Below are 15556 nucleotides of genomic sequence, written 5' to 3'. Positions count from 1 at the left end.
GTGACATCAAATGGAGTTCGGGCTCCCGACGACCACGACCGACACGGGAAGCCGCCGTACCCCGTGCATCAACAGACCCGGCGCCCACTCCAAGTCGGCCGCGTCCACGGCCAGTTCGAGACTCTCGACGCGCTCCAGCATCGCGGTGATCGCGACCGCGGCCTCCATCCTCGCCAGCGGCGCCCCCAGGCAGTGGTGGACGCCGTGGCCGAAGGCGACGTGGCCCGCCGACCGCCCGAGGCGGAAGGAGTCCGGATCCTCGAAACGGGCCGGGTCGCGGTCGGCCGCGGCGAGGGACACCAGCAGCATGTCGCCCCGCCGGACCGGCACGTCACCCACCAGCATGTCCTCGGTGGCAAAGCGCTCGGTCGCCGTGAGCACCGGCCCGTCCAGGCGGAGGAACTCCTCCACTGCCGCTGGTACAAGGGCGGGGTCGTTGCGCAACGCCTTGAACAGGTCCGGCTGTTGGGCGAGTCCGAGGAGTACTGCCCCGATGAGGTGGGCGGTCGTCTCGTACCCGGCGATCAGCAGGAGGAAGGCCATGCCGACCAACTCCGGGTCGGAGAGCCTGTCTTCGACGGTGTCATTGGCCAGTGCGCTCAGCAGATCCTGTCCGGGATCGGCCCGCTTGGCCGCGATCAGCTCCGCCAGATACCCGCTCATCCAGACGTACGCCTCCTCGCGGTCGCTGCCGGCGAGCGGGGACACGATCTGTTCCGAGGCCCAGCGGAACCTGTCCCAGTCGTCCAGCGGTACGCCGAGCAGTTCGCAGATCACGGCGATGGGGACACGAGCGGCGAAACCCTCGGCCAACTCCGGTGTGTCCAGGGCGAGTACGTCGTCCGCGAACCGGCCCGCGAGTTCCTGCGTGCGGGGTCGTAGCGCCTCGATCTGCTGGGGGGTGAAGGCGCGGGTCACCAGTTTGCGGAGGCGGGTGTGATCGGGTGGGTCCACGGTCAGCATGTAGTCGATCCCGACCTCGTCCCGGGCACCGCTCATCAGCCAGCCCGGCTCAAGCCCCGCGCGCTCGCTCCGCTTGGAGACGCGGGGGTCGGTGAGGACTTGGCGGGCCGCCTCGTATCCCGTGACCATCAACTGCGGTGGCGCACCGGCAGGTTCGCAGCGGTGCGCGGCTCCCGAACCGGTCAACCGCCGTAGCACCGCGTGCGGATCCGCCTGGAACGCGGCGCCCTCCAACTCGGTGCGCAGCGCGTCGCCCTGGTCGTCCGGGGTGCTTGTGGTCATCGCGGTCTCCCACCCGAAGTTATTGCTTTCGTCGGCAAGCATTGCGGCGAAGGGAGGGCATGTCAAGGCGGGTGGGGAGTGGTGCGGAGCCGGTTGCGGGAGGGGTAATTGCCCTCGCTGCCGGGCTGGTTGGCGCTTGACAACCCCGTCGGTGGAGAGTCAACTCTACTTGCCAACGCAAGCAAATAGATATGGGAGTTGATGGGTCGTGACCGAGGTACCCGCACGGAAGTACTACGCCGGAGGACAGTGGCGGGAGGCCGCGGGCGGAGCGGTGTTCGAGGACTACGAGCCCTATACGGGGGAGGTCTTCGCCCGGGTCGCCGACGCGGGGGCGGCGGAGGCCCGGATCGCGATCGAGGCCGCGGCCGAGGCGTTCCCGGCCTGGGCCGCGCTCGCGCCGGCCGAGAAGGCGAAGCTGTTCTTCCGGGCGGCCGAGATCGTACGGCGCCGCAGCAAGGAGATCGCCGAGATCCTGGCCCGCGAGACCGGCAGTACCATCCCGTTCTCCACCTTCCAGCAGGAGGGCGTCGCCGCGACCTTGGAGCAGGCGGCCAACTGGGTCTTCCTGCCCAAGGGTGAGGTCCTGCAGTCGAACGTCCCCACCACCCATTCCGTGGGCGTGCGCCGCCCGTTGGGTGTCGTGGCGAGCTTCACCCCGTGGAACGGCGCCAACATCCTGTCGTGGCGGGCCGTGCTCAACCCGCTCGCCGCGGGCAACACGGTCGTCGTCAAACCGTCGGAGTTCGCGCCCATATCAGCGGGACTGATGGTCGCGGAGATAGCCGAGGAGGCGGGCTTCCCGCCCGGCGTCGTCAACGTCGTCACCCACGCGCCCGGCGGTGCGGCGGCCATCGCCGACGAGTTCTTCGCCAGCCCGGACGTCCGCGTGATCAACCTCATCGGCGGCGTCAACACCGCGCGGCTGCTGGCGGAACGCGCGGGCCGCACGCTGAAGCGGACGGTCCTCGAACTGGGCGGCTACAACCCCACGATCATCCTCGACGACGTCGACATGGACTACGCGGTCCGCGCCGCCACCTTCGGCGCCTTCTTCCACCAGGGGCAGATCTGCCTCAACACCCGCAAGATCATCGTCCAGCGCTCCATCTACGACGAGTTCCTGGAGAAGTTCGTCGCGCGCACGAAGACGCTGCCGTCGGGGGACCCGCTGGACCCGACCACGATCATCGGCCCGCTCGTCACCCAGGCGGCGGTGGACCTGGTGGACGGCCGGGTGAAGGAAGCCGTCGCGAAGGGCGCCAAGCTGCACACCGGCGGCACGTACGAGGGGCTGGTGTACCAGCCCACCATCCTGACGGACGTCCCGTACGACGCGACCGTCTCCAACGAGGAGACCTTCGGCCCGCTCGTCGTCGTCGAGCCGGTCGACACCGCCGAGGACGCGGTCCGGGCCGCCAACAGGACGCTGTACGGCCTCACTTCGTCGATCCTCACCGGCGACACCTACCGCGGTTTCGAACTCGCGCCGACGCTGCAGCACGGCATCGTCAACGTCAACTCGCCCACGGTGAACGACGAGATCCACGCCCCGATGGGCGGCGTACGCGACAGCGGCTGGGGGCGTACGGGCCCCGACAGCCTCGCCGACTTCACCGACGTCATCTGGATCAACGCCACCAGTGACCAACGGGAGCTGCCCTTCTGACACTTGGCGCCCGCGAGGCGGCACGCGGCCGGCGCCGAAGGTCCGCGTGCAGTGGCGACCTGGGTCGGACGGCGGAAGCCGTGACGCGCCCACGGGTGGCACCGTGATGCCGGTGCCACCCGTTCGGCGCGTCCCCACATCGTGAGGAGCCGACATGCCCGTCTACACCTGCACCGCCCCGCAGGGCACGCTGACCGGCGAGTCGAAGGCTGCGCTCGCGGCCGAGATCACCCGGATCCACGCGGCGGTCAACCACGTGCCTCCGGCCTACGTCAACGTGATCTTCTCCGAGCCGCCGCGGGAGAACGTCTTCGCGGGCGGGGTGCCGGGTGCGCCGCTGATCATCACGGGCTGGGCGCGACGGGGGCATCCGCAGGAGGACACGACGCGACTGGCGCTGGAGTTGTCCGCAGCGGCCGTACGCGTGACCGGAGTCGAGGAGAACCACGTCATGGTGGTGATCGAGGACAGCCCCGCCCGGTCCGCCGTCGAGGGCGGTCGGGTGCTGCCCGAGCCCGGCGAGGAGAAGGCGTGGCTCGCGCGCCGGGGCGAGGCCTGAACAGCGGACAACCGGAAGCCGGCGACCGCCCCGAGGCGACCGCCGGCATCCAACTGCCCTGCTGCTACGCGCCCTTGAACTGCGCGGTGACGGCGGCCACGCGCTTGCCCTGATAGAGGGCGGCGGCCCGAGCGGTGTCGTCGACGGGGATCGCTCCCTGACCGTTGACATGGCTGGTGCCGTAGGGGTTGCCGTCGGCGAACTTCACCGGGTCGGTGTAGCCCGGGGTGACGATGATGCCGCCGAAGTGGTGGACGGAGTTGTAGAGGGCGAGCAGCGTGGACTCCTGGCCGCCGTGCGCGGTGGCCGTGGCCGTGAAGCCGCTGTAGATCTTGTCGGCCAGCTTGCCCTGCGCCCACAGCCCGCCGAGCGTGTCGATGAACTGCTTCAACTGGCTGGCGATATTGCCGAACCGGGTCGGACTGCCGAAGATGACGGCGTCGGCCCACTCGACGTCGGCGCCGGTCGCCACCGGGATCTCCTTGGTGGCCGCCGCGTGCGCCGACCACGCGTCGTTGGCGGCGACGGCCTCCTCGGGAGCGAGTTCGGACACACGCAGAAGCCGTACCTCCGCACCCTCCTTGCGGGCGCCCTCGGCCACCGACTCCGCCAACTCGTGCACGGTGCCCGTCGATGAGTAATAGATAACCGCGATCTTGGTGGACATCGGGATTTCCTCTCGGTTTCTTGCTTGGGCAAGTATCTTCGCCCTCCGGAAAATGCTTTGTCAAGCAAGCGATAAATGTGGTTCAGTGTCCTACCAGGAGCCTCGGAGAGGAGGGCGAAGGAGATGCCGCAGGCACAGAACCGCGTCGGCCCACCGGCGTCGGAGCCTCTGACCAGCGCGGAGGAGCGTCTGTGGCGTTCGCTCCAGAGACTGCTGGTCGCGCTGCCCCGGGCGCTCGACGAGGACCTGCTGCGTGCCACGGGGCTGTCGCTCACGCAGTACATCGTGCTGATGCACCTCTCCGAGGCGGACGGCAACCGCCTGCGCATGAGCGACCTGGCCGCCGCCACGTCCCTGTCCGCGAGCCGCGTCACCCGGCTCGTGGAGGCCCTCCGAACGCAAGGCCTGGTGGTCAAACGGCCGCACGCGACGGACGCCCGGGGGAGCGTGGCCGTCCTCACCGAAGCCGGGCGGCAACGGCTGCTGGGCGCCTATCCGGCACATCTCGCCAGTGCCCGCCGACGCGTCATGGACCAGCTCGATCCGGCCCTGGTGCACCGGCTGGCCGAGGAGCTGCGGGCGGTGGCCGGTCCGCTCCACTCCCCGTGCCGGCCGTGCTGCGAGTGCCGCGAACCGACCTCCGTGTACGGAGAAGCAGTCATGTGACGCAAGCCGGACCCGGTCCCCCTGCCGAAACATGGTGCTGTTCCGGCTCGACCTCTTCCGAGGAGGCACCCATGCTCCAGGGCTACACCTACCCGCTGTCACCGCGCGGAGAGGCGAACCTCGCCTCCGCCCCGCCGTGGCACTACGCCGGAGACATCGTCGGCGTCGAGTTCTGGACGGATCCGGCAGCCGCCGAGGCGACACTCCCCGAGGGACTGACCCCGGACCCGGACTCCGACGGACGCGCGGTGGCGCTGTTCATCGACTGGCAGTTCTCCGCGGAGCACGACGAGTACCTCGACCCGGTGCGCAGCCAGTACCGCGAGTTCATGGTCCTGGTGGACGCCCACTGGCGGGACGAGCCCGTGTCGTGGTGCCCGTACATCTACGTCGACAACGACCTTGCCCTGGCCCGCGGTTGGGTACAGGGCTTCCCGAAGAAACTGGGCGCGGTCCACCAGACCCGCGTCTTCGCCGCGCCCGGCAGCGCGTCACCGACCCTCGCACCCGGCGGACGCTTCGGCGCGTCCGTGTCGGCGGCCGGACACACCCTCGCCGAGGCCAGGGTGACGCTGGAGCAGCCGGCGCCCGACCCGGCCGCGCTGTTCGCACGCCCCACGGTCAACCTCCGGCACTTCCCGCGCCTGGTCTCCGGCCAGTACGACAAGCCCGCCGTCCACGAGTTGGTGATGGCCGAGTTCAACGACCGGCAACTCGCCGACGTGTGGACCGGCACCGGCGACATCGCCCTGTTCCCGGCCAGGGGCGAGGAGCTGGCGGACCTGGCTCCCGTACGCACCGGCGCCGGTTTCCGCGCGTCGATGTCCTACAGCGTCACGGACGTACGCCGGCTGGACGCATAGCGGAAGGGACGCGGCGGCGAACTTCTCGAACCGGGCCGCGGCAACGCCGTGCGGCACCTCGCCCGCTGCGAGGTGCCGTCGGTTGAGATTCCTTGCTTGAGCACGCTAACCTGCGAGGATGACCGCCGAGGATGCTGCCCTGACCGCCCAGGAAGAGCGTTTCTGGCGTGCCCTGATGCGTGTCATCGTCGCGCTGCCGCGCTCGCTCGACGACGATCTGCTGCGGTCCACGGGACTGACACTCACCGAGTACGTCGTCCTGATGAGCCTGTCCGAGGCCGAGAACCAGGAGCTCCGCATGGCGGACCTCGCCGCGGCGACCGCGCTCTCGGCCAGCCGTATCACCCGTGTCGTGGACGCGCTGCAGAGCCGCGGCCAGGTCGTCAAGCGCCGCTACGAAGGGGACGCGCGGGGCAATGTCGCGACCCTCACCCCGGAAGGGATGAAGCGGCTTCAGGCCGCGTATCCGGTCCACCTGGCGAGCGCCCGCAAGCGGGTCATGGACCATCTCGACGGCCGGTCGCTGTCGGCGATGGTCCGGCAGTTCGAGACGGTCGTCGAGAAGTTCGACTGAGCGCCGGCGCGCGGGAGTTGTAGCAGGAACGGGGGTGGTCCCGGACACGAGGAGCGTGTCCGGAACCACCCCCGTTCCGTCGACCTTTCACACGCGGGCCGGCTCGCCCCGGTTCGCGGCGGAACGGCGGCGCCGCTCCTCGAACGAGGCGAAGACCGCCGAGACGCCGTAGACGAGGCTGAACAGGCCGAAGACGGTGGCGAGGGAGACCGCGCCGATGTCCGGGCGGACGAACAGGGAGAACGCGAATACGATCGATACCGCGCCGGTCAGGAGGTACAGGGTGCGCTCTCCCGCCGTCTCGTCGCGCTGGAAGGCGAGGGCTATTTCCATGGCGCCGGTGGTCAGCGCCCACGCGGCGATCCAGATCGTGAGCGCGAGCGCCGTGATGCCGGGCCAGGCCAGCGCGACCACGCCGGCCGCCAACGAGAGCCCGGCGAGCAGCAGCCAGCCGAGGACCGGCCCGACCCGGTCGCCGGCGAAGGCGCGGGCGCTGTCCGTCGCCGCGGTCATGAACGCGTACACGGCGAACAGGATGACGAAGGCGCCGACCGTGATGCCGGGCCATGCGACGGAGACCACGCCGAGGGCGACGGCCAGCAGACCGCGCCAGAGGAGCACGTTGGGTGAAGTGAACATGGTCACCTTCCACAGACGAGGGTGTCGCCTCGTTCTTCGCCCGAGGCCGTGGTTCGCCAGGAAGGCTAGAGTCGCGCCTTCCCGCCGCGATCTGTCATACGACTGCATCCGCTACTTCCTTACTCCTTCACCGTCGGCACAGAAACCCGTGCGGTCATCCGACCGATGCGCGGGGCGAGTCGAGACGCGAGCATCGGTGCCTCCCGGCCTACGGCCTGTCGACAAGGAGCCGACGTGATCAGTGGGATCGACGGCCGTGACAGCCCGCCGACCTCGGCTCCGGTGATCGACGAACCGCCGCCGCGGACGGTCCGGCGGGCGGTCGATCTCTGGCGCCTGCTGGTGTCCCTGGCCGCCCTCGTCGTGACGGTCCTCCTGGCCGTCGCCACCCGCGACTTCGTCCGCGCGGCCCAACAGGGCCTCCTCACCACGGCGACCGCACTGCCCCCGGCCCTGCGGGACGCCCTCGTCGGAACGGTCCAGGCCGTGGCCCTGCTCGCCCCGGTCGCCGCCTTGGCGGTGTGGTGCGTACGGCGACGGACCGAGCCTGTTCTACGGGTCCTGCCCGCGGCGGCGCTCGGTGCGCTGGGCGCGTGGACGCTCACGCACCTGGCGTTGGTGCGGGGGAGACCGGACGCGTGGCCGGAGGTGCTGGAAGGCCGGGACGGCTTGGTCCAGGCGGGCTGGCCGTCGGCCGTGTACCTGGCGGCCTGCGCGGCGGCGGTCGTCGCGGCGGGGCCGTGGCTGGGCGCGCGTCAGCGGCGGGCGCTGTGGTTCCTGGCCGTCGGCTGCGGCGCCCTGAGTGTCGCGGCCGCCGCGATCGTTCCGCTGGACGCCTTCGCCGCACTCGCCGTGGGCGGCGCCGCCGGGTCGGCCGTCCTGCTGCTGGCCGGAGCCCCTGCCGACCGCCCGCCAATACAGGCGGTCGCCGACGCCCTCGCCGACTCCGGGATCTCGGTCGCGAGGCTGAGTGAACTGCCCCTGGAGGAACAGCGGGTGGGGGAGGGGACCGTCTACCGCGCTGTGACCACCGCCGGTTCACGGCTGGCGGTGCGGGTGCTCGCCGCCGAGGACCACAACCGTGACCTCTTCCACCGGCTCGCCCGGCGGACGCTGCTGCGCCATCCGGCCGACGCCACCGCCCAGTTGCCGCTCGGAGCCGCCGAGCACGAGCTCCTGATGCTCGTCTTCGCGGCCCGCACCGGCGCCCGGGTGGACGAGCCGGTGATGGCGTACCCGGTGACCGGCGGCGGCGCGCTGGTGGCGACGGTCGACCGGGACTCCCGGGCTCTGTCCGCTGTGCGGGACGAGGAGTTGACCGATCAGCTCCTCACCGGGGTGTGGACCTCCGTGGCCCGACTCCAGGAACACCGGCTGGGACACGGTGAGTTGCGCCCCGAGCACATCCTCGTCGAACCGGACGGCGAGAGCCGGCTCTCCGCGTTCGCGCGCGGCCGGCTCAACGCCCCGCCCGACATGCTCGGCGCCGACATCGCCGAACTCCTGGCCACGACCGCCGTACGGATCGGCCCTCAACGCGCCACCGCGTGCGCGCTGGCCGGGCTGGGGCCGGAGCTGCTCGCCACCGCGCTGCCGTACCTCCAGCCGCTCGCGCTGATGGGACCCGCGCGGCGCGCGGTCGCCCACTACGACCAGGCACGGGCGCGGGCGGTCAGGGAGAAGGCCGGACGGCGGACGCTGCGCGCCGGCGGCCGTCCCAGTCTGCTGCGGGATCTCGCCGCCGAGGTCTCAACTGCCAGTGGTGCCAAGGCAGTTCCCCTGGCGCATCTGGCGCGGTTCACGTGGAAGAGCGCCCTGGGACTGGCGGGCGCCTTCCTCGTACTCCACCTGGTGCTCCCGCAGTTGGCCAACGCACCGGCGGCCCTCGACGCGCTGCGGGACGCGAACTGGTGGTGGATCCTCGCGATACTGCCCATCACCTTCCTCTCGCAGGCGTTCTCGACCTGTCTCCAACTGGGCACCATCCCGGACCGGTTGCCGTTCGGCCCCACCTATCAGGTGCAGTTCGCCAGCTCGTTCCTCAACCGGATCACCCCGAGCAATGTGGGCGGCATGGCGCTCAACCTGCGCTATCTGCAGAAGACGGGGATCGAGACGGGGGCCGCCACGGCCTCCGTCGGGCTGCAGAGCCTGGCGGGCGCACTCTCCAACACCGTCGTCGCCGCGGTGTTCTTCGCCTGGGCGGGCCGCGGTCATGCTGGAGTGCATCTGGACCTGTCCGCCGGGCGGTATGTGCTGTGGGCCATCGCCCTGGTGCTCGCCGCCGGGGGTCTGCTCGGCTTCACGCCGCCGGGCCGCCGCTTCCTGCACGACAAGGTGTGGCCGTTCCTGCGCGCCGCCGGATCGACCATCGCCGGGCTCGCCACCGAACCGGCCAAGATCGTCGTGGGCGTCGTCGGCGCCCTCGGCCTGCCGCTCGTCCAGGTCGTCGGCCTCGCCATGAGCCTGCACGCGCTGGGCGGCGGGCTGCCCTTCATCCAGGTCGGCGCCGCGTACATGGCGGCCCGGCTGATCGCCAACGCGGCTCCGGTACCGGGCGGTCTCGGGGCGTTGGAAGCGGGGCTCATCGCGGGTCTGACGGCGCTCGGTGTGGCGGCCGGGGCGGCGACTTCGGCGGTGCTCGTGTACCGGCTGCTGACGTTCTGGCTGAACGTCCCCCTGGGTGCGCTGGCCCTGAGCTTCGTGCAGCGGCGGGGCTACGTGTGACGAGTCGCCGTACCAGGGAGTCGTACGCTGGATTGGCCGGGCGGTGCCGCCGTGCAGTTCAGGGCGCGGTCACATGACCGAAGCCCCGCCGTGCGGGTTCTCCTACGATTCCGCTGGTGAAGACATGGAGCGTCCTGGAAGTCTGGGGAGAGGCGTGTACGGAGCCGGGCTCCTCGGCCGCGACCGGCAGGTGAGGGTCCTGTACGAACTGCTGGGGAGGCTGCCCACCGCCGGTGGCGCCCTCGCACTGCAGGGCGGTCCCGGCGTCGGCAAGTCCGCGTTGCTGCGAGCCGCGGCGGAGCGCGCCCGGACGGCGGGATGGCGGCTGCTGGAGGTGGCAGGGGGCAGCGACGACACGCCCTTCAGCGGACTGCGCGCGGTGCTCCGGCCGGTGCTCGACACGACGGAGTCCCTGACGGCGGGACAGGGCGGCACCCTGCGGTCGGCGCTCGACGGCGGCCCCGGACCACTGCCCGAGACCCTGCGGGTGGCCCTGGCCGCGTTCAATCTGCTCACGGCGGCAGCGGCCGAGCGGCCCGTGGTGCTGATCGCCGACGACGTGCAGCGGCTCGACGGGCCCACCCGGGAGGTGCTGGCGTTCCTGGCCCGCAGGGCGAACGACAACCCGATCGTGGTCCTCGCGGCCCTCCGTACCGGACGCCCCCTGCCGGGCGTTCCCGTCCTGGACGTGCCGGTGCTGGACGAGCCCTCGGCGCGACAGCTGCTGGCCCGTCACGCGGCCGCGCTGCCGCCCGCCGTCCGGGAGCGCATCCTCGGCGAGGCGCACGGCAACCCGCTCGCACTCGTCGAACTCCCCACGGCCTGGCGCCCGTTGGGGGCACCGGGTTCGTGGACGCACCTGCCGGTGAACGACGCGTTGGCGTCGGCGTTCGCGGCCGGGCTCGGCCACCTGTCGGACCAGGCGCGGGACGCCCTGCTGGTCGCGGCCGTCGACCAGGTCGGAGACCTCTCGGAGATCCTGGCGGCCGCCTCCGTCCTCGCCGGGCGCTCGGTCGCGGTGGACGTGCTGGACAGCGCGGTCGGAGCCTCGCTGATCCGACTCGACAGGACGAGCCTGCGTTTCCGGCATCCGGTGGTGCGTTTCGCGGTGTTGGAGGCGGAGATGCAGCCCCGCCGACAGGCCGCCGACGCTGCCCTGGCGCAGGTACTGGCCGCACACCCCGACCGGCGCACCTGGCATCGCGCCCAGTCCGTCAACGGCCCCGACGACGAGCTCGCGGACGAACTGGCCGACGTCCACGCCTCGTTGCTCCGGCGGCACGGAGTGGTCGCGGCGATCTGGGCCCTCGAACGCTCGGCGCAGCTCACCACGGACTCGGCCACCCGGGGCCACCGCTTGCTGGCCGCCGCCGAGTACGCGTACGGCCTCGGCCGCATCCGCCTGACCCACTCGCTGATCGAGGCGGCGGGACATCAGCAACTCGGCGCGACGGACCGGGCGAAGGCATGGTGGCTGCGGGAGCTCTCGGACGCGGAGCCGCAGCCCGGTCCGGCACGGACACAAGTGCCGCCGGACATCGGCGAGTTGACGGCGGCCGACCCCGACCTGGCCCTCGACTTGCTGCTGAGCGCGGCACTCCACGCGCACCGGACCGCCGCCGACCCTGCCGCGCGTGCCGAGGTCGTCAAGGCCGCCGAGCGGCTCACCGCCACGAACGACCCACGCCACCTCGCGGCCCTGGCCCTCACCGAACCGGTGCGCCACGGCCGGGCGTTGGCCGACCGGCTGCCCTCGCACGAGACGATCCGGCGCCGTCCCGACGCCGATGGACTACGGCTGCTCGGCATGGCCGCGCACGAGACCGGCGACCCAGTCCGCGCCGTCGACCTGCTGGGCCGCGCAGCACCAATCCTCCGCGAACAGGGCCGACTTGGCCTGCTGACGGAGACCCTCCTCACCCAAGCCGCCGACCTGCTCCTGCTCGGGGACTGGCCGCGTGCCGTCCAACTCGCCGAAGAGGCACGCCGGATCGTCGCCGAGACCCGGCAGCCGGCGATGGTCGCCGCACTCGCCGCCACGGACGCGATCGCCGCCGCACTGCGCGGACAGGCCGTGCGCGCACAGGAGTTGGCCGACACGGTGGCCGCCTGGCAGCGCGCCGATCTCGTCCCGACGCTCCGCCTCGCGCGTGGCCTGGCACGGCTGGGGGAGGGGCGGTACACCGAGGCGTACGACGAAATGCGGCCCCTTCTCGACCAGTCGCCCGAGAGTCTGCGACGGCAGGGCTTCGCCGCGCTGATGCCGTTCGTCGTGGCGGCCGATCGGGGCGGTAACCGTCAGGAAGCCGCGCGCATCCTTGCGGCCGTGGAGGAGGCCGGACGAGTGACTCCGGCGCCGTTGCTGCACGTCCAACTGCCGTACGCACGAGCCGTGTTCGCCTGTGACGCGGCGGCCGAGGAGCTGTACGCGGCCGCGTTGGGCCAGGATCTGTCCCGTTGGCCCCTGGTCAAGGCGCGCACCGAGCACGCGTACGGACAGTGGCTGCGACGCCACCGCCAGGCCGCCCGGTCCCGCACCCTGCTGCTCTCGGCGCGGACCGCCTTCGACCTCGTCGGAGCCTCCGACTGGGCGGGGCACAACGCGGTGCGGGGAGCCGACCATCCGGTGCCGTCCCTCGCCGAACTCCTGTCGCCCCAGGAGACGTTGATCGCGCAACTGGCGGCGGAGGGGCTCTCCAACAGGGAGATCGCGGAACGGCTGTACCTGTCCCACCGTACGGTCGCGGCCCATCTGTACCGGGCCTTCCCGAAGCTCGGGATCACCTCCCGCAGCGAGCTGGCCCCGTTGTTGAAGCCGCCAGGTGAGGACAGCCCGACGGCCGGATGAGGGGCGGGCCCGGAGTCACCTGCGCCTTCGCCTGGGCGGCCGTCGAAGCGCGTTGCGTTCGCCTTCCGACAGGCCGCCCCACACGCCGTACGACTCGGGGCCGTTCATCGCGATCCGGGCGCAGACCTCGATCACGGGGCAGCTCCCGCAGACGGCCCGGGCCTTCTTCTCCCGCGCCCGTTTCGCGGTGCCGCGCTCGCCGGGCGGGGAGAAGAAGACGGAACTGTCCATGCCCCGGCAGAGGGCGTGCTGCTGCCACTCCCAGTAGGCGATGAAGGGGCGATGGCGAGAGATCATGACGCTTCCTCCCGGTGACGGGTCGATCCGGTGCGGAGCATCGTCGCCGCCGGGGCTGCGTCACGGCTTCAGTCGATTGACCGATGGGCGGTCGGTATCGGCTCGGAGTCGTTCATCTTCGCCCGGTTCTGCGCGAGGAGTGTCCGTACGTCCTGCTCGACCTGCTCGGCGCTGATCCCGAGGACATGGCCCATGTGGGCCGACCACACCTCGGAGCGGATGTTGGTCTCGAAGTCGAGGTCGGCGCGGACCTTCTCGCGGATCGCCTGGCGGTTCTGGCTCACCATCACGAAGGTCGACAGGAAGATCGCCTCCAGGCTGACGATCATCGTCAGCAGTCCGAACGGGTAGGGGTCCCAGATCGCGGACGGGCCGAACAGGCCCTCGTTGAAGGTGATCCAGACCGCGAACCACAGCGCGTGCAGATACACGAACTGCATGGTCCCGGCGAAGGTGGTGATCGCGTCGGCGATCCGGTCCTGGGTTCCGCGCATCCGCGCGAGCACGGCCTGCTCGTTCGGCAGTCGTATGTCCAACCCATTGGTTCCAGGGGGCACGGGCACTCCTTGATCCGCTGCTCACGAGAGACGTCCCTCAGCGTAGGGAGGGGCCGGGCGGCTTCCTTGGGTCAACCGACTGCGGGCGAGGCCGCATTGCGCAGCCGTAGGCCGTCCATTGAGTCGATTGACCCAAGCGGGCCGGGGCGGCGCGACGGGAGAGTGACGGGCAGTTGAGGCGTGTACCCCGGTACCCCGCGTCATCGAGCAGGACGTATCCGCCAAGGAAGGGATCACCATGTCGGACCCGACGCCGCAGAAGAACGCCACCTCGGACGGCCCCGCCGGCCGTCTCGCCGAGCTGTCCCAGAAGGCCCAGGATGCCCAGCGCACCGTGGCCGCGAGTGTCGCGGAGGACCGGCAGAAGCTGTCCGCCGCGGTGGCCGACGCCAAGGACAAGGCCGAACAGGGCGCGCAGCGGCTGCAGTCGAGCGGCCGGCGGGCCAAGGCGAACGTCACCGGAAGCTGGGACCAGGTACAGACCTCCTGGCAGGACCACGTCGGCGCGGTCCGCACAAAGCTGGAGGACCGCAAGGCCGAGCGCGACGCGAAGCGTCTCGGGCACGCGGCCGACGACGCCGAGGACTACGCCGCCGACGCCGTCGAGTTCGCCATCGCGGCCGTGGAGGAGGCCGAGTACGCCACGCTGGACGCGGTGCTGGCGCGGGTCGAGGCGGACGAAGCGGCCGAGGCAGCGCAGTAGCCGTGGGCCTCTGGTCCGAAAATGAAGGATGAGTACTGGTCAACGAGGTGACTGGTGGGGTGTGTTCATGGGGCCTCGATGGAGTCGAAGCGGACGGTGTATCCGAGGGCGTTGGCCTGTCGGGTGAGGCGACGCATGGCGCGCTCGGGGTCGTACTTGGCGTAGTAGTCGCCGCCGAGGTCGGTATAGGGGACGTTGTCGGTGAGCATGTGCCAGACGGCGGTCAGCAGGGAGTGTTCGAGGGCGACCAGGGCTTTCTTCTTGCCGAGGCGGGGTACGAGCCGGTGATAGCGGGCGCCGAGGTAGGTCTTCTCCTTGGTGCGCGAGGCGGCCATCGAGGCGGTTCCCAGTGCGGCGTTGAGCCAGCGGTTGCCGTGGCGTCGTCTGCCGGATTTGTGTTTCCCGGCGGATTCGTGGTGGCCGGGGCAGACCCCGGCCCACGAGGCGAGGTGGCCGGCGGTGCGGAAGCGGCCCATGTCGCCGCCGGTCTCGGCGATGACGGCCTCTGCGGTGGCCCGGCCGACGCCGGGGATGGTTTCAAGCAACTCCAGTTGGTGGGCGAAAGGGAGCATCTCCTCCTCGATCCGTGCCGACAACTCTGCGATGGTCTCGGTGAGGTGGTCGATCCGCTCCAGGTGCAGTCGGCACAGGAAGGCGTGGTGTTCGCCGAAGTTGCCGGTCAGGGCCTCCACCAGAACAGGGATCTTGGGGCGCATACGGGCCTTGGCCATCTGGGCCAGGGTGTGGACGTCGCGTTCGCCGTCGATGAGCGCGGTGAGCATGGCCCGTCCAGAGACGCCGAGGATGTCGGTGGCCACGCTGGAGAGCTTGATGCCCGCGTCCTCCAGCTCCTTCTCCAGCCGCTGGGCCTCCCGGGACCGCTCCATGGTGAGGCTGGTGCGGTAGCGGGTGAGGTCGCGCAGATGACGAATGGGCTCCGGCGGTACGAAAGAGGCTTTGAGCAGGCCGCATTCGCCCAGCTGGCACAGCCACTGGCTGTCGGCGACGTCGGTCTTGCGTCCGGGCAGGCCCTTGGCGTGCGCGGCGTTGACCAGGATCACGTTCAGGCAGTCCTCCAGCAGGTAGAACACCGGCCGCCAGTAGTCGCCCGTTGCCTCCATCACCACCAGGGTGACCTGTTCGGCGACCAGCCAGTCCCGCAGCTCCAGCAGAGCGTTGGTCATGGTCGCGAACGTACGGATCTCCTGCCGCCGCGAGCGCCGCCCGCTCGGATTCGGGGTGCGGACGCACGCCTTGAGATCCTTCTTGCCGATGTCGAGTGCGGCGCACCGCTCGTGCAGTACGTCCATGAACCCTCCCTGGTCAACGCCGACTGTGCGCGCCGTCCGGAGGAACCACAGGGCTGAAGAGTCTGGTCCGCGTGCTGCTGCAACAATCGACGGTCCCTGTCAGGGGTCCCCACACGCCATCCTGACGCGCGAGCTCACAGGCATCACAGTGAAACCGGCGTTCCGGACGGACACGGGCCCATTTTCCCGCCTCCACGGCGGCCGCGCAGCGGCTTGGGTTCCTGACGCGCCT

Annotated in this window: 14 protein-coding genes; 8 read left to right on the top strand and 6 right to left on the bottom strand. The window is 70.9% G+C overall.

The genetic code is table 11. The features are described 5' to 3' along the window. Window positions 1-6 precede the first annotated feature (6 nt). Window positions 7-1245 carry a cytochrome P450 gene (locus ACIBK4_RS31200; RefSeq protein ID WP_398999979.1) on the bottom strand — a complete coding sequence of 413 codons (1239 nt, stop codon included), beginning with the start codon at window positions 1243-1245 and terminating at the stop codon, window positions 7-9. 208 nt (window positions 1246-1453) lie between these two features. On the opposite strand from ACIBK4_RS31200, the gene ACIBK4_RS31195 reads away from it, so the two are divergent. Then, window positions 1454-2914: an aldehyde dehydrogenase family protein gene (locus ACIBK4_RS31195; RefSeq protein WP_398999977.1), complete on the top strand. Its 1461-nt coding sequence runs from the start codon at window positions 1454-1456 to the stop codon at window positions 2912-2914. Window positions 2915-3068: 154 nt separating this feature from the next. Further along, window positions 3069-3473, top strand: coding sequence for a tautomerase family protein (locus ACIBK4_RS31190; protein ID WP_398999975.1), 405 nt, complete (start codon window positions 3069-3071; stop codon window positions 3471-3473). A gap of 64 nt (window positions 3474-3537) precedes the next feature. On the opposite strand, the gene wrbA is transcribed toward ACIBK4_RS31190, so the two are convergent. Further along, window positions 3538-4140 (bottom strand): NAD(P)H:quinone oxidoreductase, encoded by a 603-nt coding sequence (wrbA, locus tag ACIBK4_RS31185; RefSeq protein WP_398999973.1) that lies wholly within the window; start codon window positions 4138-4140, stop codon window positions 3538-3540. 123 nt (window positions 4141-4263) lie between these two features. On the opposite strand from wrbA, the gene ACIBK4_RS31180 reads away from it, so the two are divergent. The 3 genes from ACIBK4_RS31180 to ACIBK4_RS31170 all read left to right on the top strand — a co-directional run bounded on the left by ACIBK4_RS31180 (window position 4264) and on the right by ACIBK4_RS31170 (window position 6243). Further along, a complete protein-coding gene (locus tag ACIBK4_RS31180; RefSeq protein WP_398999971.1) occupies window positions 4264-4806 on the top strand; it encodes a MarR family winged helix-turn-helix transcriptional regulator in 543 nt (180 codons plus the stop codon). Between the two features lie 71 nt (window positions 4807-4877). After that, window positions 4878-5669: an acetoacetate decarboxylase family protein gene (locus ACIBK4_RS31175; protein WP_398999969.1), complete on the top strand. Its 792-nt coding sequence runs from the start codon at window positions 4878-4880 to the stop codon at window positions 5667-5669. A gap of 118 nt (window positions 5670-5787) precedes the next feature. Further along, the gene (locus ACIBK4_RS31170; protein WP_366432697.1) at window positions 5788-6243 is read left to right on the top strand and encodes a MarR family transcriptional regulator; all 456 of its coding nucleotides are present in this window, start codon (window positions 5788-5790) and stop codon (window positions 6241-6243) included. Between the two features lie 87 nt (window positions 6244-6330). On the opposite strand, the gene ACIBK4_RS31165 is transcribed toward ACIBK4_RS31170, so the two are convergent. Beyond that, window positions 6331-6882 (bottom strand): DUF308 domain-containing protein, encoded by a 552-nt coding sequence (locus ACIBK4_RS31165; RefSeq protein ID WP_366432698.1) that lies wholly within the window; start codon window positions 6880-6882, stop codon window positions 6331-6333. Window positions 6883-7116: 234 nt separating this feature from the next. Between ACIBK4_RS31165 and ACIBK4_RS31160 the strand changes: the two genes are divergently transcribed. After that, window positions 7117-9609 carry a flippase-like domain-containing protein gene (locus ACIBK4_RS31160; RefSeq protein WP_398999966.1) on the top strand — a complete coding sequence of 831 codons (2493 nt, stop codon included), beginning with the start codon at window positions 7117-7119 and terminating at the stop codon, window positions 9607-9609. A 154-nt stretch (window positions 9610-9763) separates the two neighbouring features. Continuing rightward, window positions 9764-12457 carry an AAA family ATPase gene (locus ACIBK4_RS31155; RefSeq protein ID WP_398999963.1) on the top strand — a complete coding sequence of 898 codons (2694 nt, stop codon included), beginning with the start codon at window positions 9764-9766 and terminating at the stop codon, window positions 12455-12457. Window positions 12458-12472: 15 nt separating this feature from the next. Here the strand turns inward: ACIBK4_RS31155 and ACIBK4_RS31150 are convergent, their stop codons facing one another. Continuing rightward, window positions 12473-12754, bottom strand: a complete 282-nt coding sequence (locus tag ACIBK4_RS31150) for a WhiB family transcriptional regulator (RefSeq protein ID WP_398999960.1) — start codon at window positions 12752-12754, stop codon at window positions 12473-12475. Between the two features lie 68 nt (window positions 12755-12822). Next, window positions 12823-13290, bottom strand: coding sequence for a DUF1003 domain-containing protein (locus ACIBK4_RS31145; RefSeq protein ID WP_399000091.1), 468 nt, complete (start codon window positions 13288-13290; stop codon window positions 12823-12825). Between the two features lie 259 nt (window positions 13291-13549). Here ACIBK4_RS31145 and ACIBK4_RS31140 point away from each other — a divergent pair, with 259 nt between their 5' ends. After that, a complete protein-coding gene (locus tag ACIBK4_RS31140; protein ID WP_398999958.1) occupies window positions 13550-14014 on the top strand; it encodes a hypothetical protein in 465 nt (154 codons plus the stop codon). 65 nt (window positions 14015-14079) lie between these two features. Here the strand turns inward: ACIBK4_RS31140 and ACIBK4_RS31135 are convergent, their stop codons facing one another. Then, window positions 14080-15324: an IS110 family transposase gene (locus ACIBK4_RS31135; RefSeq protein ID WP_398999956.1), complete on the bottom strand. Its 1245-nt coding sequence runs from the start codon at window positions 15322-15324 to the stop codon at window positions 14080-14082. Window positions 15325-15556: the final 232 nt, after the last annotated feature.

Origin of the sequence: Streptomyces sp. NPDC050528, from assembly GCF_044457795.1 — a bacterium.
In the GTDB taxonomy this organism is placed as follows: domain Bacteria; phylum Actinomycetota; class Actinomycetes; order Streptomycetales; family Streptomycetaceae; genus Streptomyces.
The sequence above is the reverse complement of the archived record's forward strand: the minus strand, read 5'-3'. Positions and strand labels throughout refer to the sequence as shown.